This is a genomic window from Streptomyces sp. NBC_00536 (assembly GCF_036346295.1).
Classification (GTDB): domain Bacteria; phylum Actinomycetota; class Actinomycetes; order Streptomycetales; family Streptomycetaceae; genus Streptomyces.
This window is the reverse complement of record NZ_CP107819.1, coordinates 2,848,081-2,868,616: the sequence shown is the minus strand read 5'-3', so window position 1 is coordinate 2,868,616 and position 20,536 is coordinate 2,848,081. Positions and strand designations below refer to the sequence as shown.

Sequence of the window (20,536 nt, the reverse complement as noted above, 5' to 3'; positions counted from 1 at the left end):
AAGCCCTCCCGTGGGGGAGGGCTTCGGGTGGTGGCGGAAGAGTGCCCCCGGCAGGACTCGAACCTGCGGCCAAGTGCTTAGAAGGCACCTGCTCTATCCACTGAGCTACGGGGGCCGGAAGGTGGCCTTGTGGGGCCTGGAGCCCCGGGGTGGGGGTGGGGCTGCGGTCCGTGCCGGGTCAAGGATAGGGCTCCGGCCGCCTTGTCCCGGTTGCTTCCCCCGCGTGCCACGATGTGGAGGTTCGGTGAAGCGGTCCCGATAATCGCAGGCAGGTGCGATTCTCGCATCGGTTTTGCGCCGCGGCGCCCCGGGTGTTGTGCACTCGTTATGCCCCTGCCCCACTCGTCCCGTCTGTCCGGGATCTCCCGGCGGCCACCCGCCGGGAGTCGCCGGCCGTGCCCGCTGGGTGGCCCACTGGAGTCGCGTTCGCCGCGCTGGAGACGTATAAGCTTCAAAAAAGGTCACAAATTGGGCATTCTTCACATGTGGTGACCTTGGATGTTCGGCCTCAGCTGCTCGATGCCCTCTCCGCCGTGCGCGACCGGGTAGCCTCCGTGCGTCTGCCGCTGCCCCTGCCCGGCGCCCCGCGCGCCCGTCAGACCAGATCGGAGCTGCTCGCACAGCTCGACGACTACCTCGTGCCCCGGCTCAAAGCCCCCGAAGCCCCGTTGCTCGCCGTCGTCGGCGGATCCACCGGGGCCGGCAAGTCCACCCTCGTCAACTCCCTCGTGGGACGCCAGGTGAGTGAAGCCGGAGTGCTCCGGCCCACGACCCGGACGCCCGTCCTCGTCTGCCACCCGGATGACCACCACTGGTTCGCCGGGATGCGGGTGCTCCCCGATCTGATGCGCGTCTGGCTCCCGCAGGGGGAGGAAGAAGCCGTTCCGGCCACCCGCAAGGGGCTCGGCCGCCGCCCGGCCGCCACCCGCGGCGGGCAGCCGCGCGAACTGCGCATCGAGACCGTCAGCACCCTGCCGCGCGGCCTCGCCGTCCTCGACGCCCCCGACATCGACTCCCTCGTCGTCGACAACCGGACCCTGGCCGCCGAACTGATCTGCGCCGCCGACGTCTGGGTCATGGTGACCACCGCCTCCCGCTACGCCGACGCCGTCCCCTGGCACCTGCTGCGCACCGCCAAGGAGTACAAGGCGACCCTGGTCACCGTCCTGGACCGGGTGCCGCACCAGGTCCTGGGCGAGGTCTCGCGGCAGTACGCCGCGCTGCTCACGCGGGCCGGGCTGGGCGACGTACCGCGGTTCACCGTTCCGGAGCTGCCCGAGTCGGCCGGGGACGGCGGGCTGCTGCCCGCCAGTGCGGTGGCCCCGCTGTTCGCCTGGCTCAGCCACCACGCGCAGGACCCCGCCGCGCGGCAGCAGGCCGTCGGCCGGACCGCGCTCGGGGTGCTGGACTCGCTCTCCCGCCGGATGCCCGAACTGGCCTCCGCCGTCGCGGCCCAGCACGCCGCCGCCGTACGGCTGACCTCCGCCGTCGAAGACGCGTACAAGCGGGAGGGCAAGCGGGTCCGCACCCGGCTCGACAACGGCGCCGTGCTTGCCGGGGACGCCCTCACCCGCTGGCGCGGCTACCCCCTCGACACCACCGCCGACGAACTCCTCGACTCGCTCGCCGAGTCGCTCGCCGCCCTGCTGCAATGCGCCGTGGCCGCCGCCGACGAGCGGATCGCGCAGGCCTGGCGCCGCGAACCGGCCGCCGCCGCCGTCCCGCCGGCCGCGCCCGACCGGGAGGCGGGCGAGCGCATCGGGATGGCCGTACGGCGCTGGCGGCGCGTCCTGGAGGAGCTGGCCGAGGAGGAAGTGAGCCGGCTGGAGAAGCAGCCCGGGCCCGACCCGGACGTCGTGGCCGCCCTGCTCGTCGCCGTGCTGCTCGGCGGCAAGCGGGCCCGGGCGGCGGGCGAGAAGCTGGCCGAGCGGGTCGGCGTACAGGTGGCCCTGCGGCTGCGCGACCGAGGCGGCGAACTCGTCGCCACCCACCTCGACCAGGTGCTGCGGGCCGAACGCGACCGCCGCCTCGCCCCCCTCGAAGCGCTCGAAGTGACCCCGGAACCCCAGGCAGAACTGATCGCCGCGCTGTCCGTACTGCAGAAGGAGAGGTGACGCGGTGACCGCCCTGACCGACCGAACCGACGACCGCGACCATGATCACGATCACGATCACGACGGTGATCGTGCGCACGAGCAGGACGGCGAGGGCCGGCCGCGCTGGGACGACGGGTTCATCGCACGGTCGCGCCGCACCGGTACGGGCCCGGGCGACGGCCCCGACGACGACCCGGACGGCAACGGCGGCGCCGACGAGGCGCTCGTACGGGCCGTCTCCGGAGCCGGGAACGACGGCGGCAAGGCTCCCTCCGCACCGCCGCTCAGCCCCGAGGGCCAGGCGCTGCGGACCCGGCTCGAAGCCCTGCGCCAGCTGGTCGGACTGTCCCGCACCCGGCTCGACGGCAAAACGCTGGCCGAGGCGGGGCGGGTGCTCGACGAATACGCCGCCCGGCGCGGGCTGTCGGCGCAGCACACGGTCGTCGCGATCGCCGGAGCCACCGGAAGCGGCAAGTCCACGCTCTTCAATTCACTCGCCGGGGTACAGATTTCGGAAACCGGTCTGCGCCGCCCGACCACCGCCGCGCCCATCGCGTGCAGCTGGTCCGACGGCGCCGCCGGACTCCTGGACCGGCTGGAGATCCCCGGCCGGCTGCGGCGGCGCCCGCGCGAGACCTCCGAGGCGGGGGCGCTGCGCGGGATGGTCCTGGTGGACCTCCCCGACCTGGACTCGGCGGTCGGCGCGCACCGCGACCACGTGGACCGGGTGCTGGCGCTCGTGGACGCGGTGGTGTGGGTGGTCGACCCCGAGAAGTACGCCGACGCCGTGCTGCACGAGCGCTACCTGCGGCCGCTCGCCGGGCACGCCGAGGTGACCTTCGTCGTGCTCAACCAGCTGGACCGGCTGCCCGGCGAGGCCGCCGACCTGGTCCTCGACGACCTGCGCCGGCTCCTCGACGAGGACGGGATCGCGCTCGGCGAGCACGGCGAACCCGGCGCGACCGTGCTCGGGCTCTCCGCGCTCACCGGCGAAGGGCTGGGTGAACTGCGCGAACTGCTCGCCCAGTTCACCCAGGAGCGGGGCGCCGCGACCCGGCGGATCGCCGCCGACGTCGACCGGGCGGCGGTGCGGCTGCGCCCGCTGTACATCGCCGACGGGCACTCCGGACCGGAGATCGGCGAGGCCGCCCGGGCCGGGTTCGAGGACCGGCTCGCCGAGGCGGTCGGGGCGTACGCCGCCGGGCTGGCCGCCGAGCGCGCCTGGCGGCGCAACGCCGGAAAGGCGTGCGGGACGCCGTGGCTGCGGCTGTGGCGGTGGTACGAGGGCCGCCGCGCCCCGCGCACGCTGGCCGGGCTGGCCGCCCTGGCCGTGATCGGCGGCCGCGGTCCCGGGTCCGGGACCGCGCAGGCCCCGGCCGAGGCGGAGGTGACCGCGCGCCAGCGGGTGGAACAGGCCGTGCGCACCGTCTCCGACGAGGCGGTGAACGGGCTGCCCGACCCCTGGGCCCAGGCCGTACGGGAGACCGCGGTCCGGGGCGGCGAGGGGCTGCCGGAGGCGCTGGACGAGCTGACGGCGACGGTGGGCGTGCCCAGCGGGAAGCCGCCGCGCCCCGCGTGGTGGCCCGCCGCGGTCCTGACCCAGGCGGCCATGACGCTGCTCCAGATCTTCGGAGGGCTGTGGCTGGCGGGCCAGATCGTCGGGGTGCTGGACCCGCTGCTGCTGCCGCCGGTGCTGCTCATGGTGGCGGGCATCGTGGGCGGTCCGCTGGTGGAGTGGGCCTGCTCGATCGCGGCCCGCGGCCCCGCCCGGCGGTACGGGCAGGACGCCGAACAGCGGCTGCGGCAGGCGGCGGCCGGATGCGGGCGGGCGCGGGTGCTGGAGCCGGTCGCGGCGGAGCTGCTGCGCTACCGGGAGGTGCGCGAGCAGTACGCGACGGTGGCGAGGTTGTCCACAACCCGTCAGTAGTCCACAGGCCGGGGCGGGGAGCCGTCGGCCGGGCCAGCATGGGGGGACGTACTGAGCGAGTCGACTCACGTCGAGGGGGAGGGGGCGGCCGGGATGAACGACACCCTGGTGACGCTGGTGGGGAATGTGGCGACGGGGATGGACTACCGGGAATCGCCGAACGGGGCGGTGGTCAGATTCCGGTTCGCCGTGACCCCGCGGTACTGGGACCGGCAGCGGGAGAACTGGAAGGACGGTTCGACCAGCTTCTACACCGTGTGGGCGCGCCGGGCGCTCGCCGTCAACCTCGCGGGGTCGGTCGCCTCGGGCGAACCCCTGGTGGTGCACGGGCGGCTGCGGGTGCGCGACGAGGAGAACGACGGCAAACGGTGGGTCTCGGCGGAGATCGACGCGGTGGCCATCGGGCACGACCTCAACCGCGGGACCGCGGCCTTCCGCCGCATCGTCCGCGTGGACGCTCCGCTGACGGAAGCTCAGAAGGCGGCGGTGGGCTGAATGTTCGGGGCCGCTAGGATTCCACGGAACTCACGGGCACCTGGGTCTTTGGCCCGGAGGGGAAGACTGTGTCGATCGCCGCCGCATCCGCCGGATCCGCCGCATCCAATGAACCCGCCGCGTCCGCCGCGCCGGGGGGCGGGCTGCGGGCCGCCGCGCGGCGGCCGCTCGCCATGGCGCTGCTGGCCGCCGCCCTCGCCACCGCGCCCGGAACCGCGGCGGCCGCCGCCGAGGCCGACGGAGTGGGCTCCCGGCCGCCGGAGGGCGCGAGCGCCGTGCTCGACGGACTGAAGACCTACGGGCAGGCGGTCCTGCGCACCCAGGACGGCGCGGTGCAGCAGATCCCGGCCGGGCTGTACGAGATGCGGGTCGACGGTGGCGGCATGCTCCAGACGTACGGGGTCGGCCTGGCCGGCTTCGCGCAGCCCGAGGCGCACTACACGGAGACCGCGTGGAGCCGCAGCCCCCTCGGGGGTCACGGAGACGCGGGCCGGATCCGCTGGGTACTGGAGCACTCCTACCCGCAGTTGAACGACCTGGCGGGACTGGCCAAGGCCGCCGGGGCCGGGCCGCTCACCGCCGAGAGCGCGGCGGCCGGGACCCAGGTGGCGATCTGGCGGCTGGCCGACGGCGCGCAGGTGGAGGCGGCCGACCCGGAGGCGGAGAAGCTGGCCGACTACCTCCAGCGGGTCGCCGGGCAGCTGCCCGAGCCCCCGGCCTCGCTGGGGCTGGACCCCGGCGAGGTGTCCGGTCCGGTGGGCAGCAGGATCGGGCCGGTCACCGTCCGGACGGGGGCGCAGAGCGTGACGGTCACCCCGGACACGGCGGCCCTGGCGATGGGCGTGCGCGTGGTCGACGCGGACGGGCAGCCGGTCACCACCGCGGGGAACGGCAGCAAGCTGTTCTTCGAGGTCCCGGCGGGCACGCCCGACGGGGTGGCCTCGGTGATGGTGCAGGGTGCGATGAGGGTTCCGGTGGGCCGGGTCTTCACCAGCGGAGAACAGGCCCGGGCCCTGATCGTCGCCGGGTCCAGCGAGTCCTCGGCCTCCGCGGTGGCCACGGCGGTGTGGCCGACCCGGGTGGTCCGGGCCCAGGGCTCGCCCGGGACGACCGTCGGCCCGCCGACCGGCGCCACCCGGTCCACCACGGGTACGACGAGCCTCACCGACGAGCAACGCCTGGCCGCCAGCGGCAGCTCCGCCGCCACCCCGGTCATCGCCGGCCTGGCCGTGGGCCTGGTGGTCCTGGGCGGCATGGTCGTCCTCCTCCTCCGCAAGCGCCCCCTGGAGGAAGACGCACCCCCCTCCACCCCGTCCGACGACTGACCCCCGACCCCGGCGCCCCCAGCGGGCCCTCAATCGCCGGGCGGGCTGAATTCCGGCCCCGCCCCCGGGGCACCTCCCCGCCCCGCCTGGGCATCCCCAGCCCCGCCGGCGTTTGAGGCGCGGGTCCCGGCGCCTCCGGCGGGCCCTCAATCGCCGGGCGGGCTGAGAGGCCCTCCCTGCCCGGGTATCTCCAGCCTCGCCGGCGTTTGAGGCGCGGGTCCGGGCGGAGCCCGGTTTCGGGAAGGGGCGGGTAGGGGACAGGCTCCGCGCAGCGGTCCGACGGCCGACCCCGCCAGCCCGAGCCGCCGGGCCGGGCCGGTTCGGACGGGCCCCGCCGGGTAGGGGCGGGAAATGGCTGATCAGGAACTGACCTGGCACGGCAGGCTCGCCCAGAGCGACCGCGCACTGTTCGACGCGGTCGCCCGCAGGCACTGGCCCGGCGCGGACCGCACCCTGCCCGCACTGGGCCGAGCCGCCAACCACGGCCTGCTGTGGGCGGGCGCCGCCTCCGCCCTGGCGGCCTTCGGCTCGCCCGGCGCCCGCCGCGGAGCGATGCGCGCGATGGCCTCGCTGGCCCTCGCCTCCGCCTCCATCAACACCGTCGGCAAGTGGTCGGTCCGCAGGCCCCGCCCGCTGCTGGAGGGCGTGCCCGTCACCCGACAGCCCACCCATCCGCCCCGGACCACCTCCTTCCCGTCCGGCCACTCGGCCTCCGCCTTCGCCTTCGCCGCCGGGCTGGCTCTGGAGTCCCCGGGCTGGGGCGCCCTCGCGCTCCCGGTGGCGGCCTCCGTGGCCTTCTCCCGGGTGTACACGGGCGTGCACTACCCGACCGACGTCCTGGCGGGGGCCGCGCTCGGCGTGGCCGCGGGCTGCACCGTCCGGTGGCTGGCCCGGGACGCCGAGCGCCGCCGGGTCTCCCCGGGCAACGAGCGCCCGGCCGCCGACGCCCCCGCGCTCCCGGACGGGGACGGGCTCACGGTGATCGTCAACAAGGGGTCCGGGACCGCCGCCGAGGCCGGGCTCGACCTGCTGCGGGCCGCCCTGCCGCGGGCCGAGCTGATCGCATGCGAGGGGCCGGACCTGCCCGCCGAGCTGGCCGCGGCGGCCGCGCGCAGCGTCGTGCTCGGGGTGTGCGGGGGCGACGGCACGGTGAACGCGGCCGCCACCGCCGCGCTGGTGGCCGGGGTGCCCCTCGCCGTGTTCCCGGGCGGGACCCTGAACCACTTCGCGCTCGACCTCGGGCTCGCGGGCGCCGAGGACACCTGCCGGGCGGTGGCCGCGGGCCACGCCGTGAAGGTGGGCGTGGGCCGCTTCGCCCCGGGCCCCGCCCGCGCCGAACCGGCCCTCGACGCGAGCGCCGTCCCGGTCCCGGAGCCCGGGCCGGGGGGCCGGGAGGAGTTCGGGTACTTCCTGAACAACTTCAGCATTGGCGCGTACCCGGAGCTGCTCGGGCACCGGCTGCGCTGGGGGCCCCGGATCGGCGGCGGGCCCGCCGCGCTGCTGGCGTCCTGGAAGGTGCTGCGCGCCGAGCGCCCCGTACGCCTGCGGCTGGCCGGGCGGAGCCGGGCCGTCTGGCTGCTCTTCGCGGGCAACGGGACCTACCGGGGCAGCGGCCCGACCCCCCGGCACCGGATGAGCCTGGGCGAAGGGCTGCTCGACGTACGGCTCGTCTACGGCGGCGGGCGCCCGGGCCCGCGGCTGCTGGCCGCCGCCCTCGCGGGCCCGCTCACGCGCTCGCCCGTCCACACGGCGACCCGGCTGCGCAGCCTGCGCGTCACGCGGGTCCCGGCGGGCACCCCGCTGGCCTACGACGGGGAGTACGCGCTGGCCCCCGGGGCCTTCGTACTGGACGACCTGCCCGACGCCCTCACGGTCTACCGCCCCCGCCCCGCCCCCACCCCCGGACCTGACACCCACAGGATCACTCGGACAGACGACGGCTGATCGTTTCCTCTTGCGACGTCCGTGTCCGGCCGGCGAGCCGGCCGTCAGCGGCGGCGTCTTCTCGGGCGGCGGCCCCGGCACGTTCACGATGACCGCCAGCACGCCGTGGTGGGACCACGGCCCCAAGGGGTGGCTCGCCGGCGGGCGGAACAACGGCGCGGAGCCGATCAACCTGTACGTGTACGGCTTCTGCACGGCCGCCACCATGCCGGACGCGCTCGCCGCGGACCAGGGCGGCCCCCTGCCCTCCATCCCCGCCGGTCCTGAGGCCCCGGTGACGCCCGGCGACCAGGCCCAGGTCAGGGCCCCGGGGGCCATACGGGTTTCCCCCGGGGGATGGACGTCAGGCAAGATGGGGTGTATCTGCCCACCCATCGATCTGCCGGACGGTTTCTCTTGGCTGAGTTCATCTACACCATGCGCAAGACGCGCAAGGCGCACGGCGACAAGGTGATTCTTGATGACGTCACCCTGAACTTCCTGCCCGGCGCGAAGATCGGTGTGGTCGGCCCGAACGGCGCCGGTAAGTCCACCGTCCTGAAGATCATGGCGGGCCTGGAGCAGCCGTCCAACGGTGAGGCGTACCTGTCTCCCGGCTTCAGCGTCGGCATCCTCATGCAGGAGCCGAAGCTCGACGAGTCCAAGACGGTCCTGGAGAACGTGCAGGACGGCGCCGCCGAGATCATGGGCAAGCTGAAGCGCTTCAACGAGGTCGCCGAGGAAATGGCGACCGACTACACCGAAGCGCTCATGGACGAGATGGGCAAGCTCCAGGAGATCCTGGACCACGCCAACGCGTGGGACCTCGACGCCCAGCTGGAGCAGGCCATGGACGCCCTGGGCTGCCCGCCCGGCGACTGGCCCGTCACCAACCTCTCCGGTGGCGAGAAGCGCCGCGTCGCGCTCTGCAAGCTGCTGATCGAGGCCCCGGACCTGCTCCTCCTCGACGAGCCCACCAACCACCTCGACGCCGAGTCGGTGAACTGGCTGGAGCAGCACCTCTCGCAGTACAAGGGCGCCGTCGTGGCCGTCACCCACGACCGGTACTTCCTGAACAACGTCGCCGAGTGGATCCTCGAACTCGACCGCGGCCGCGCGCTGCCCTACGAGGGCAACTACTCCACGTACCTGGAGAAGAAGGCCACCCGCCTCAAGGTCGAGGGCCGCAAGGACGAGAAGCGCCAGAAGCGCCTCAAGGAAGAGCTGGAGTGGGTCCGCTCCAACGCCAAGGGCCGCCAGACCAAGTCCAAGGCCCGCCTCGCCCGCTACGAGGAGATGGCGGCCGAAGCGGACAAGATGCGGAAGCTGGACTTCGAGGAGATCCAGATCCCGCCGGGCCCGCGTCTGGGCTCGATCGTGGTCGAGGTCAACAACCTCAACAAGGCGTTCGGTGACAAGGTCCTGGTCGACGACCTGTCCTTCACGCTGCCGCGCAACGGCATCGTGGGCATCATCGGCCCGAACGGCGCCGGCAAGACCACGCTCTTCAAGATGCTCCTGGGCCTGGAGGAGCCGGACTCCGGCTCCGTCAAGGTCGGCGAGACCGTCAAGATCTCGTACGTCGACCAGAGCCGCGCCAACATCGACCCCAAGAAGTCCCTCTGGGCCGTCGTGTCGGACGAGCTGGACTACATCAATGTCGGCCAGGTCGAGATGCCGTCGCGCGCGTACGTCAGCGCCTTCGGCTTCAAGGGTCCGGACCAGCAGAAGGCCGCCGGCATCCTCTCCGGTGGTGAGCGCAACCGCCTCAACCTGGCGCTGACGCTCAAGGAGGGCGGCAACCTGCTGCTCCTCGACGAGCCCACCAACGACCTCGACGTGGAGACCCTGTCCTCGCTCGAGAACGCGCTCCTGGAGTTCCCGGGTGCGGCCGTGGTCATCTCCCACGACCGCTGGTTCCTGGACCGGGTCGCGACGCACATCCTCGCCTACGAGGGCGAGTCCAAGTGGTACTGGTTCGAGGGCAACTTCGAGTCGTACGAGAAGAACAAGGTCGAGCGGCTCGGCGCGGACGCGACCCGTCCGCACCGCGCCACGTACAAGAAGCTCACCCGCGGCTGAGACTGAGGCTGAGAACAGCATGGCCAGACACCTCTACCGGTGCCCCTTGCGCTGGTCGGACATGGACTCCTTCGGGCACGTGAACAACGTGGTCTTCCTCCGCTACCTGGAGGAAGCCCGGATCGACTTCATGTTCCGGCTGGCGCCGGGGGAGGGCAGCGAGTCGTTCACGGGCGGGTCCGTCGTGGCCCGTCACGAGATCGACTACAAGCTGCCCCTCGTGCACCGTCACGAGCCGGTCCTCATCGAGTCCTGGGTGACCCGCATAGGCGCCGCGTCCCTGACCATCGGTTACGAGGTCAAGGACGTGGCGGAGGGCGACCAGCCCGAGAAGGTCTACGTACGGGCCTCGACGGTGGTCGTGCCGTACAACCTCGCCGAGGGGCGGCCCCGCCGCATCACGGCCGAGGAGAAGCACTTCCTGCAGAAGTACCTCGACGAGCCCACGGGCCCGGAAGGGGCCGTCGCGGCATGAGCGAACGGCTGTGCCTCGCCGATTCCGGGGAGGCGGCGGACCTCGCCGCCTTCCTGGGCCGGCTCGTGCACTACGACCGGGCCGCCGCGGTCCGCCTCCAGGCGGGCGGGAGCGCGCTGGCCGTGTTCGGCCGCCCGCCGTCCTTCGACGTACTGGCGATCCGCACGGCCCGGCTGGCGGAGCCGCTGGCCCTGCCGCTCGACCTGACCGTCTCCGCCGGGGAACTCCTGGAGGGGATCGACGAGGCCTCGGGCACCGCGGCCGTGCCCGCCGCCGTCACCGGGCCGCCCTGGGCGGGCGTACTGCCGCCCCGCGGCGGCTGGCAGCAGGTGCCGGGGCTGCCCGGCGCCGACGCGATGCGCGCGGCGGTGGCCCTGGCCGTCGCCGAATTCCGTGCCCGTGACGAAGCGCTGCCCGCGGCCCACCGGACGCGCGCCGAGCGCGACCGGATCGGCCGCGAGATCTGGTCCCGGACGCTGGGCGAGACCGCCCTCCCGCTGCGCGCCGTGCACGCCGCGCAGTCCCTGGGCTTCCTGCGGCCGGTACGGTCCACCGTGCCGCCGCAGACCGCCGCGCCGGACGCCCCCGTCCCCGAGCCCGTGGCGCTGCTGGCCTCCGGGAGCTGGCTGCGGCTGCGCACCCCGTACGGCTCCGTCGTCACCCGCCGCCCGGGCGGCGGCCTGGGCGCGCTCCAGGTCCGCCCGGTCTAGCCCCCGTACGTACCGCCGCTCAGCCTTCGGTGTTGATCATCGAGGCGGCGGCGTATGTCACATAGCGCCACAGCTGGGCCTCGTGCTCCGGCGCCAGGCCCAGCTCGTCGACCGCGTCCCGCATGTGCCGCAGCCAGGCGTCGTGCGCCGCCTTGTCCACCTGGAACGGGGCGTGCCGCATCCGCAGCCGCGGGTGGCCGCGGTTGTCGCTGTAGGTGGTCGGACCGCCCCAATACTGCATGAGGAACAGCGCGAAGCGCTCCTCGGCCGGGCCCAGGTCGGCCTCCGGGTACATCGGACGCAGCACCGGGTCCTCGGCGACCCCCTGGTAGAAGCGCCGGACCAGGCGCCGGAAGGTCTCCTCGCCGCCGACCTGCTCGTAGAAGGTCTGCTCCTGGACCGTGCCCCGCGGAATCTCGTTCACCCGACCATCGTCTCAGACGCCCGGACGGAGGACCGGGGTCCTAGGACCTCCGCCCGCCCGCCCGCCCGGCCGACGGGCGGCGCCGCTGCGTCGGCAGCACAGTGGAAGCATGGGCGGTACGGAGACCAGTGCGACGCGGGATCTGCGGGAGACGGCCCACTCGGCCCAGGTGCGGGAGCTGACCGCCGCCGGGGCGCTGACCGACCCCGCCTGGCGGGCGGCCTTCGCCGCCGTGCCCCGGCACGTCTTCGTCCCCTTCTTCTGGACCGGCCGCGGCGCGGGCCACGAGCGGCTGTGGGCCGAGGACCCCGACCCCGAGCGGCGGGCCCGCTGGCTGCGCGGGGTCTACGCCGACGCCCCGCTCGCGACCCGGCTGCGCGACGGCGAGCTGGTCTCCTCCAGCAGCCAGCCCTCCCTGATGGCGCGGATGCTGGAGGCGCTGGAGGTCCGGGACGGGGACAACGTGCTGGAGATCGGCGCGGGCACCGGCTACAACGCCGCCCTGCTGTGCCACCGGCTCGGCGAGGACCTGGTCACCACGGTGGACCTGGACGAGGAGATCACCGAATCCGCCCGGGCCCACCTGGCCCAGCTCGGCTACCACCCGGCCGTGGTCACCGGGGACGGGGCGCGCGGATGCCCCTCCCGCGGGCCCTTCGACCGGATCATCGTCACCTGCACCCTGCCGCTGATCCCGCCCGCCTGGCTGCCCCAGTGCCGCCCGGGCGCGCGCGTGCTGGCGCCGCTGTCGACCGGGCTGATCGCGCTGCGGGTGCGGGACGCCGCGTTCGCGGAGGGGCGCTTCCTGCACACCTCGGCGTACTTCGTCCCGCTGCGCGGAGCCGGGGCCGCGCCCGCGTGGGTGGCGGGCGGGCTCCCGTACGAGCTGCTGGAGAACGAGCGCTTCCAGTTCATGCTGATCCTCACGGCGGGCGCGCTGCACCCGCGCGAGGCCCTGGACCTGTGGCGCCGCGAGGACCGGCCGCCGCGCGAACGCTTCGGCGTGACGGTCACCGAGGAGGGCCAGTGGTCCTGGCTGGACGACCCCCAGGGACCGTACGTCTGGCCCCTGGGAGAAGGTCCCCGTGCCGCCTAGGGCAAAACGCCCTGGCGCCCTAGCCGCGGCGGACGGTGACCGTCGTCCAGGCGCCCACGTGGACGCGGTCGCCGTCGCGCAGCGGGACCGGCACGTAGGGCTGGATCGGGTCCTCGCCCATGTTGATGTAGGTGCCGTTGGTGGAGTTCTGGTCCACCACGGCCCAGCTGCCGTCGGGCTGCTGGACCAGGACGGCGTGCGCGTGCGAGACGCCCGGGTCCTCCGGGGGCACCGACAGGTCGACGTCCGGGGACTCGCCCGTGGAGGCGCGGCGGCGGCCGATGGTGATCTGGCCGCCGGACAGCGGAAGGTGCTGCTCCGGTGAGTAGGCGGGCAGGTTGAGGCCCGCCGCCTCGGGGCCGCTGCGTTGCATCATCGCCATGAAGTACGACCGGTCGGGGCCGATCGTCGCGGTCCAGGGACCGCCCTGGGGCGGGACCGTGTGCTGCTCGGGCGGCCGCTGCAGCTGGTACTGCGGCGGTTCCTGCTCCTGCACCGGCGGCGGCAGCAGCCAGTCGTCCTCGCTCCGCAGGGCCTCGGCGGGCCGGTTGACCTGCGAGGGCCGCGAGACGTGGTGGTCATACGGGTCCTGCGCGTACGAGGCCTCGGCGGTCGGCAGCGGCTGCGCGCCCGTGGTCGCGAGCGGGGGCGGGGGCGGACCCGGGAGGGTCCCCGGGTTCGGGGCGACCGGCGTGTACGAGGTCGCCGTCCGGGTCAGGAAGTTGAAGCGGCACTCCTCGCAGTACGGGGCCATCGCCTCGCGCGGGGTCCGGCACTGCGGGCACAGCTCCGCCTGCGCGGTGGGCTCGCCACCGGCCATCGGGAAGCCCGGGTCGTAGGGCGCGGCCGCGGGGGCCATGCGGTGACCGCATACTTCGCACCAGTCGTCGGAGACCGATTGGTGCCCGTTCGGGCAGGTCGGCATGTCGGCCGTTCCCCCTTCTCCCTGCGTCGGGACGTCAGTGTCGCTTCACGCGGACGGTCTGCGTCGACCGCGTTTCGAGGGTCATCTCGTCGGCGTCGGCGACCTTCGCTTTCAGCCGCACAGTACCCGCAGCGACATCCACGACATCCACCACCTTTGCCAGCAGTTTCGCAGTGTCCTCGTTCCCGGACGCACTGGCCAGCTGCACGGCACGGCCGAGTTTGGCGGTGGCGCCGTCTATATCTCCCAGTTTGCGTGCTTCCAGGCCCTGCTGGATGACCTCGGCCAGCTCGGCCTGGCCGGTGTAGTGGGCCACCTGGGCATTGATCGCGGTGGACGCGGACAGGTCGTCCGTCCACACCGCGCGGACCAGGCCCTGGGACTCGGAGAGCATCGTGGCGGCCTCGCCCTCCCGGCCCGGCAGGACCAGGGAGACCCGGGAGGCGAGCATTTCCTGGCCCACGGAGGCGCCGGGCACCCGGACGCAGACGTGGTACTCGCGGGACTCGTCGCCCCACGACCCGGTCGGATAGTCACCGGCGCGCGGACCGGCCCCGGTGCGGCGGTCGGTCAGGTCCTGCACGGCGGGCGCGACCTGCTTGACGTACTGGATCTCCGCGCCGACCGGGCTCCACAGCCGCAGCGCGACGTCCGCGACCTCCTTGCCCATGACGTTCTCCATCATGAGCGTGAAGTCCTCGGCCAGGTGGGCCGGATCGGCCACGATGTCGGCGGTGCCGAGCAGCGCGCTCGCGATGCCGGTCACCTCCTTGACCTCCCAGTCGGTGCCCACCCCGCGGGCGTCACAGGTGAACCGGCCGGCGCAGGCGTCGAGGGTGGTGCGGAGCACCTCCGGGCTCTCGTGCTCGTTGCGGCCGTCGGTCAGCAGGATGCCGTGCCGGATGGTGGCGGGGGACTGGCGCAGCAGGCCGTCGGCCAGCCGGAGCCAGGTGCCGATGGCGGTGCCGCCGCCGGGGGTCAGGGCGCCCAGCGCGGTCTTGGCCTGGGCGCGGGTGACCGGGTCCGCGACCGCGAGGCGGCCCTGGCCGGGATAGACCTCCCGGGCCACGTGCGTACCGGCGATCACGGCGAACGAGGTCCCGTCGTGCAGGGTGTCGATCGCGGCGGCCGTGGCCTCCTGGGCCCCGGTCATCTTGGCCGGCGGGTACGCCATGGACCCCGAACAGTCGACCATGATCACGACGGCGGCCCCGCTGCCCGGGGTCGCGGCGCGGGTCGCCGCCGCGCCCCCGGTGGACGTGACCGTCACGATGGCGTGCACGTCCTGCCCGCCCACCGGGAGGAACTCGTTCTGGTACACCTCCACGGTGAAGCGCGGGGCGCTCGGCTTGGCGAAGTTCGCCATCAGGACGGTCTCCTCGGGGTGTGTGCGGGGCGGGCGGGGGCGGGGTGCGGGGGGTGTGACGGGCGGTCAGGCGGCGGGTACGGCGGCCGCCTCGGGCACGGCGAACGGCACGACGGCCACGGTCACGTTGTCGTGGCCACCGCCGTCCAGGGCGTGCCCGACGAGGACCTGCGCGCTGTGCAGCGGCCGCACGGCGGCGTCGGCGGGCAGCACCCGGGCCATGTCCTGCGCGGACTCCGCGTAGTTCCACAGTCCGTCGGTGCAGACGACCACGACGCCGGGCCGGTCGGGCTTGAAGGCGACGGTGTGCGGCTCCAGTTCGTACGCGTCGGCGCCGAGCCAGCCGGTGATGGCGTGCGCGCGGACGTCGGCGTACGCCTCGGCCTCGTTCATCAGGCCCGCCGCGACCATCTGGGCGGCCCAGGAGTCGTCCTCGGTGAGGCGGGCGGGCGGGGCGTTGCGGTCGTCGGGCACCCAGTACGCGCGGCTGTCGCCGACCCAGCCGATGATCAGCAGACCACCCGCCGTGACCGCGCCGACGAGGGTGCAGGCGGGGGCGTTCTGCGCGCCGGGGATCTCCGGGGCCAGGGCGTTGACGGCCGTGGCGGCGGCCAGGATGGCCTCGTGCATGGCCTGCTGGGGCAGGGCGCCGCGGGGCAGCGCGTCCAGCAGCGCCTCGTTGGCGGCGACGGCCGCGGCGGCGGAGGCCTCGTCGGGGCGGCTGGCCGAGGACACGCCGTCGCAGACGATGGCGACGGTGGCGGCGCTGCCGTCGGGCAGCGCGGTGGCCGCGACGGCGAAGGAGTCCTCGTTGCGGTGGTGGCGCAGGCCGCGGTCGCTGACGGCGGCGACGCTGCCGAGCTCCTCTTCGAGGTGGTCGCGCTCGCGGGGCTGGGCGTGGCCGCAGTGCTCGCAGTAGCCGTCGGTGTCGACCCGGCCGGCCCGGCAGGCGACACAGGTCTTCCCGCCGGTCGCCTCGCCGGTCGGCTCGCCGCCGGTGCCGGTCCCCGCGTCCGCTCCGGTGCCGGTGCCGCTGCCCGGGCTCGTGCCCAGGTGGCCGGAGGTCGCCCCGTCGGGGGCGGCGAGGTCCCAGCCGTCGGGCCCGTCGACGAGCGTGGCGCCCGGGCCCGGCACGGTGCCCGTCGCCACGGCGGGCTGGTCCGGGCCGGTCGGGCCGGTCGGACCGGACCAGGCCGATGCGCCGGTGGGGCCGTCGGCGGTGCCGTCCAGGTCCGCGCCGGACCAGGGCGCCGCGCCGGAGGCCCCGGCGGGAGCCGTGCCGTATCCGCCGGTCGCTCCGACGGGTTCGCCACCGGAACCGGAACCGGAACCGGAACCGGAACGGGCACCGCCCGCCGGGCCGGGCCAGCCCGCCGGGCCGGAGGCCCCGGCGCCGGGCGCGGACTCGGCGGCGTACCCCTCGGCGGCATGCCCCGCGGGTACGGGGGACGGGCCCGGGGTCAGGGCGACCGTCGGGTGGTCGTCCGGGGGCGGGGGATCCGCGGAGAGGGCGTATCCGCAGACTCCGCAGAAACGGTCACCCTCTTCCAGGGGTTCCGCACAGCTGGGGCAGCCCGACGGCCGATGCATCGACATCACTCACACCCACGTCCGTGGACGGAAACGGTTTGCCCGTTCCACCAGTTCGATCCTCTCCTCGCCCCGCTGCGCCAGGCGGGCCAGGACCCGGTAAGAGCGTTCCAGGCCGAAGCGCAGCCCCCGCTCGTCCAGTTGGCTGCCGAGCAGCGAGGTCCGGCCGGGGTCCGCGCCCCGGCTACCCGACAGTACCCAGTCGAGCGCCGAGCCCAGAACCTCCGCCGTCAGCACCTCGTACCGCACGGCGTCCAGGCCGAACCGCCGTAGCGCCTCCACCTGCCCCGAGGCCGCCCGCAGATCCTCCAGGAGCGGCTCGTCGGGGGAGCGGTCGCGCAAGCGTGCCCGTACGGCCGCCACCCGCGCGGCCGTGTAGTGGATGGACGCCTCCGGTACGGATTCCAGCGTCCGCACCGCCGCCGTCCGGTCCCCGGCGGCCAGCTGGACCCGGGCCAGCCCGAAGGCCGCGCTCACGAAGCCCGGGTCGGTGACCCAGACCAGGCTGTAGTACTCGGCCGCGTTGTCCAGCTGGCCGAGGACCTCCGCGCACAGGCCCAGCGCCAGCTTCGGCGCGGGCTCGCCCGGGAAGGCGTCGTAGATCGCGTCGAAGGACAGCGCCGCGACCTCGTCGTCCCCGGCGGCCAGGGAGGCGATCCCGCGCGCCCAGACCACGCGCCAGTCGTCGGAGTGGTCGTCCTCCAGCTCGGTCAGGGTCCGGGCCGCCACCGTGAGTTCGCCCAGTTCCAGCCGGGCCCGCAGGGCGCGCAGCCGCAGCTCGGCGGAGTCGGCGGGCGCCGCCCCGAGCGCGCCCAGCAGATCGGCGGGCGCCGAGGCCAGCAGCGCGGCCAGGAATCCGGCGTTGGGGTCGGCCGGGTCCACCAGCGGCACCGGCAGGGCCAGCGCGGTGCCCCGCGCGTCCAGCCCGGCCAGCGCGGCCGATCCGGGGACCCCGCCGGGGTACGCCCGTAGGGCGGGCGGTGCCTCGGCCGGTGCCTGTCGCGGCGCCGGCAGGGACACCCCGGCCGGGGCCGGTCTCGCGGCGCTCGCGAGGGCGCCCGGGCCACCCGCCAGGTGCGTCGCCGTCGTCGCCAGCGCGCCCACGCCGGACACCGGGGCAGCCGCGCCCACGACGGACACCGCGGCGGCCGGGGCCCCCGGGGCGACCGCCGTCACCGCGGAGACCGAGCCCCCGCCACCACCGGCGAGCGCGGCCGGGGCGGGCGCCACGCGGCGGCGGCCCAGCAGCTTGCCGCGCCGCGCCGTCACGTCCCGCGCGCCGAGCCGGGACACCTCGGCCCCCGTCTCCTCGGCGAACAGCAGGGTGTCGGTGACCCGCAGCTCGGGACCGAACAGCGTGGACAGCTGCGGCCGCGGCCGCCCGGTCTGCAGCGCCACCACCTCGCGCAGCACGCCCGTCAGCTGGTCGGCCATCTCCTGCGCGGAGGCGAACCGCCGCCCCGGGTCCGGATCGGTGGCCCGCACCAGCAGCCGGTAGAAGGACTCGTAGCGCCGGAAGACCTCGATGTGGTCGGGGTCCGGCAGGCTGTCCACGAAGACGTTCGTGTAGCCCTGGAAGTCGAAGGTCAGCACGGCCAGCGTGCGCGCGACGGTGTAGAGGTCGGAGGCCACCGAGGGCCCCAGCTCGGCGACTTCGGGCGCCTGGTAGCCGACCGTGCCGTAGATCGCGGATTCGTCGTCGTCCATCCGCCGGACCGCGCCCATGTCGATCAGCTTGAGCTGGTCGGCCTGCTGGATGGCGTTGTCGACCTTGAAGTCGCAGTAGAGGAGATTGCGGCTGTGCAGGTGGCCGAGGGCCTCCAGGGCCTCGATGCCGTACGCGCAGGCCTGCTCCACCGGCAGCGGATCGCGCCGCCCGTCGGCCTGGCGCCGCTCGTTGGCGATCTCCTTGAGCGATTTGCCGCCGACGTACTCCATCACGATGTACCCGTCCAGCGAACCGGTCCGCTGGTCCAGGTGCTCCACGAAGTTGTAGATCCGCACGATGTTGGAGTGCTCGATCTCCGCGAGGAAGCGCCGCTCCGAGATGGCCGCGGCCATCGCGTCCTGGTCCCCGGTGTCCAGCAGGCCCTTGAGGACCACCCAGCGGTCCGAGACCGCCCGGTCCACGGCCAGGTACACCCAGCCGAGGCCGCCGTGCGCCAGGCAGCCCGCCACCTCGTACTGCCCGTGCACCACATCGCCCGAGGCGAGCTTGGGCACGAAGGAGTAGGGGTGCCCGCACTTGGTGCAGAAGCCCTCGGTGCGGCCCGGCCGGTCCCCGCGCGAACGCCCCACCGGGGCCCCGCAGTCCGCCTTCGAGCAGAACCGCTTGCGCTCCGGGACCTCGGGGTTCTCCAGCACCGATGCCGAAGGATCCGGACGCGGAACCTCCGGTACGTTCACCAGCCCGGCCCCCAGCCGGCTGCGGCCCGAGTGCCCGGCCGCCGCGCCCGAACTGCGCACCGACACCGAACGGCTGGACCCGGCGCTCCCCGACAGGGCCCGCGAGAGCCTTCCTGAGACCGAACGCCGCGAGGAGGACGACCGCGAGGACCGCGCGGAGCGCGCCGAACCGGAACTGCGACCCGAAGGCTGCGACCCCTGGGAGCCGCGCGCCGCGCCGCCCCGGGCCGCGCTGGTCATCCCGGTGGGCGGCGACACCAGCTCGGCGGCCCCCGTCACCGGCGCGGGCGCCGCGCCCGCCAGCGGCGCCAGGCCGCAGGTGTCGCAGTACGGCTCCGCGCCGCCCATGTCCTCGTACGTGCCCGGGCAGCCGGGCCGGCCGCACGGAGTCCCGATCAGGCTCATGCGTCTTCCTTCCCCGGCCCGAGGGGCCGGTCCTGCTGCGGCACCAGTGACTCGGCGGCGGCCTGCTGGTAGCGCAGGACGGCCTGTTCGGCGGCCCGCAGATCACAGGGCGCGCTCCACAGCATCCGCCGGGCCGTGTCGTACCGCTCAACGAGCAAGGGGTCTCCCGCCGTTCCGTGCCGGGTCATCTTCGCCCGGTAAGCATCCAGCCTGCCCCGCAGTTCGGCCCGCACCGCCAGCGGCGCGGTCACCGCGGTCAACGACTCGCGGGCCCGGAGCAGTTCGTCCTCGGCCCGCTCCTCCAGGGATTCCAGCAGCGGGGACAGCCGGTGCCACTGGGACTGGCGCCGGTAGTCGGCGGCCGCCGCCAGCTGCTCCTGGAGCACGGTCGGCGGCCCGCTCACCGCGGGCACCTCGGAGGCCGCGATCTTCGCCAGCACCTCGCCGCGCGCGGTCCGCGCCTCCGCCAGGGTCCGGTCGGCCCGCGACAGCACGTCGCGCAGGCTGATCAGCCGCTGCTCGGCGTCCTGGCGCACCGCCAGGACCGCCTCCACCTCACGGCGTACGTCCTCCAGCGCGCGCGCCGCCCGGTCGTACCGCACGGTGTCCGGCCGCCCGCCACCCGGCGCCGAACTCCCCGGCGCCGGGGTCCAGAAGGCCAGCGGGTCCTCGATGACCCGGGCGCGCAGGTCCGCCAGCTCGGCGGTGATCGCCTCCAGGTCGTCGCCCGAGGGGTGCTCACCGGGGCGCACGCCCACGGAGTGCGCCAGCGCGCGGGTGCGGTGCAGTTCGGCGGCGAGCAGGTCTATCCGGGCGGGCAGCGCCGACCACACCGCGTCGGCGGCCACCACCATGTCCAGCGAGGCGGCGTACAGCTCGTTCATCCGCGCGACCAGCTCGGCCAGCGAGAACCGCTCGGCCAGCTGGGCGCCCTCCACCGCGCCGCCCGCGATCATCACCCCGGCGCCGCGCAGCCGTTCGGTCAGCTCGGCCAGGTCCTCGCGGCTGGGCCAGCGGCGCCGCTCGCGCAGCTCCCGGGCGGCGGCGAGCGCCCCGCTGTAGGCGTCGAAGTACGTCCACAGGCGGTTGATGGCGGCGTCGGCCGCGGCCCACCGCTCGCGGGTGACCCCGGCCAGCGCGGCGCCCTCCAGCAGCCGGCGCCCGGCATGGTCCTGGAGTGCGAGCAGCGAGGTCTCGACGGCCTCGTGCTCCGCGTCCAGCCGGGTCAGCGCGCGGTCGACGTCGTCCCGGTCCATCACCGCGGGTCCGGCCTCCTCTGTTCCCGCCACGG

Annotated in this window: 15 protein-coding genes and 1 tRNA gene; 9 read left to right on the top strand and 7 right to left on the bottom strand. The window is 74.7% G+C overall.

All coding sequences use genetic code 11. From position 1 onward, the window contains the following. Positions 1 to 42 precede the first annotated feature (42 nt). Positions 43 to 115, bottom strand: a tRNA-Arg gene (locus OHS33_RS12510). Between the two features lie 379 nt (positions 116 to 494). On the opposite strand from OHS33_RS12510, the gene OHS33_RS12505 reads away from it, so the two are divergent. The 8 genes from OHS33_RS12505 (at position 495) to OHS33_RS12470 (ending at position 11,033) form a co-directional block, all read left to right on the top strand. Then, positions 495 to 2,114, top strand: a complete 1,620-nt coding sequence (locus OHS33_RS12505; protein WP_330330469.1) for a dynamin family protein — start codon at positions 495 to 497, stop codon at positions 2,112 to 2,114. A gap of 4 nt (positions 2,115 to 2,118) precedes the next feature. After that, positions 2,119 to 4,023, top strand: coding sequence for a GTPase (locus OHS33_RS12500; protein ID WP_330330468.1), 1,905 nt, complete (start codon positions 2,119 to 2,121; stop codon positions 4,021 to 4,023). 93 nt (positions 4,024 to 4,116) lie between these two features. Beyond that, positions 4,117 to 4,518, top strand: a complete 402-nt coding sequence (locus tag OHS33_RS12495; protein ID WP_330330467.1) for a single-stranded DNA-binding protein — start codon at positions 4,117 to 4,119, stop codon at positions 4,516 to 4,518. A 74-nt stretch (positions 4,519 to 4,592) separates the two neighbouring features. Beyond that, entirely contained in the window at positions 4,593 to 5,843 is a 1,251-nt protein-coding gene (locus tag OHS33_RS12490) for a TQXA domain-containing protein (protein WP_443065437.1), read from the top strand. Between the two features lie 351 nt (positions 5,844 to 6,194). After that, entirely contained in the window at positions 6,195 to 7,787 is a 1,593-nt protein-coding gene (locus OHS33_RS12485; RefSeq protein ID WP_330330465.1) for a bifunctional phosphatase PAP2/diacylglycerol kinase family protein, read from the top strand. A 396-nt stretch (positions 7,788 to 8,183) separates the two neighbouring features. Beyond that, positions 8,184 to 9,848, top strand: coding sequence for an energy-dependent translational throttle protein EttA (gene ettA / locus OHS33_RS12480; protein WP_330330464.1), 1,665 nt, complete (start codon positions 8,184 to 8,186; stop codon positions 9,846 to 9,848). 19 nt (positions 9,849 to 9,867) lie between these two features. Beyond that, on the top strand, positions 9,868 to 10,323 hold the full coding sequence (locus OHS33_RS12475; RefSeq protein WP_330330463.1) for an acyl-CoA thioesterase: 456 nt from the start codon (positions 9,868 to 9,870) through the stop codon (positions 10,321 to 10,323). Continuing rightward, positions 10,320 to 11,033, top strand: a complete 714-nt coding sequence (locus tag OHS33_RS12470; RefSeq protein WP_330330462.1) for a hypothetical protein — start codon at positions 10,320 to 10,322, stop codon at positions 11,031 to 11,033. Before OHS33_RS12475 ends, OHS33_RS12470 begins: the two co-directional genes overlap by 4 nt. 19 nt (positions 11,034 to 11,052) lie before the next feature. Here OHS33_RS12470 and OHS33_RS12465 read toward each other — a convergent pair whose 3' ends face one another. After that, positions 11,053 to 11,457: a globin gene (locus OHS33_RS12465; protein ID WP_330330461.1), complete on the bottom strand. Its 405-nt coding sequence runs from the start codon at positions 11,455 to 11,457 to the stop codon at positions 11,053 to 11,055. Positions 11,458 to 11,566: 109 nt separating this feature from the next. Between OHS33_RS12465 and OHS33_RS12460 the strand changes: the two genes are divergently transcribed. Continuing rightward, positions 11,567 to 12,553, top strand: coding sequence for a methyltransferase domain-containing protein (locus tag OHS33_RS12460; protein WP_330330460.1), 987 nt, complete (start codon positions 11,567 to 11,569; stop codon positions 12,551 to 12,553). Positions 12,554 to 12,572: 19 nt separating this feature from the next. On the opposite strand, the gene OHS33_RS12455 is transcribed toward OHS33_RS12460, so the two are convergent. The 5 genes from OHS33_RS12455 to OHS33_RS12435 form a co-directional block, all read right to left on the bottom strand. Then, positions 12,573 to 13,478, bottom strand: a complete 906-nt coding sequence (locus OHS33_RS12455; RefSeq protein WP_330330459.1) for an FHA domain-containing protein — start codon at positions 13,476 to 13,478, stop codon at positions 12,573 to 12,575. A 34-nt stretch (positions 13,479 to 13,512) separates the two neighbouring features. Continuing rightward, on the bottom strand, positions 13,513 to 14,844 hold the full coding sequence (locus OHS33_RS12450; protein ID WP_330330458.1) for a VWA domain-containing protein: 1,332 nt from the start codon (positions 14,842 to 14,844) through the stop codon (positions 13,513 to 13,515). A gap of 66 nt (positions 14,845 to 14,910) precedes the next feature. Then, positions 14,911 to 16,440 (bottom strand): protein phosphatase 2C domain-containing protein, encoded by a 1,530-nt coding sequence (locus OHS33_RS12445; RefSeq protein WP_330330457.1) that lies wholly within the window; start codon positions 16,438 to 16,440, stop codon positions 14,911 to 14,913. Between the two features lie 3 nt (positions 16,441 to 16,443). Then, on the bottom strand, positions 16,444 to 19,236 hold the full coding sequence (locus OHS33_RS12440; RefSeq protein WP_443065436.1) for a tetratricopeptide repeat protein: 2,793 nt from the start codon (positions 19,234 to 19,236) through the stop codon (positions 16,444 to 16,446). 5 nt (positions 19,237 to 19,241) lie between these two features. After that, positions 19,242 to 20,534: a hypothetical protein gene (locus OHS33_RS12435; protein WP_330330455.1), complete on the bottom strand. Its 1,293-nt coding sequence runs from the start codon at positions 20,532 to 20,534 to the stop codon at positions 19,242 to 19,244. Between the last annotated feature and the right edge of the window lie 2 nt (positions 20,535 to 20,536).

Coding starts and splice junctions, on each gene's coding strand:
- OHS33_RS12495 (WP_330330467.1), top strand. CDS start 4,117: ATGAACGACACCCTGGTGACGCTGGTGGGGAATGTGGCGACGGGGATG.
- OHS33_RS12485 (WP_330330465.1), top strand. CDS start 6,195: ATGGCTGATCAGGAACTGACCTGGCACGGCAGGCTCGCCCAGAGCGAC.
- OHS33_RS12475 (WP_330330463.1), top strand. CDS start 9,868: ATGGCCAGACACCTCTACCGGTGCCCCTTGCGCTGGTCGGACATGGAC.
- OHS33_RS12470 (WP_330330462.1), top strand. CDS start 10,320: ATGAGCGAACGGCTGTGCCTCGCCGATTCCGGGGAGGCGGCGGACCTC.
- OHS33_RS12460 (WP_330330460.1), top strand. CDS start 11,567: ATGGGCGGTACGGAGACCAGTGCGACGCGGGATCTGCGGGAGACGGCC.
- OHS33_RS12455 (WP_330330459.1), bottom strand. CDS start 13,478: ATGCCGACCTGCCCGAACGGGCACCAATCGGTCTCCGACGACTGGTGC.
- OHS33_RS12450 (WP_330330458.1), bottom strand. CDS start 14,844: ATGGCGAACTTCGCCAAGCCGAGCGCCCCGCGCTTCACCGTGGAGGTG.
- OHS33_RS12445 (WP_330330457.1), bottom strand. CDS start 16,440: ATGTCGATGCATCGGCCGTCGGGCTGCCCCAGCTGTGCGGAACCCCTG.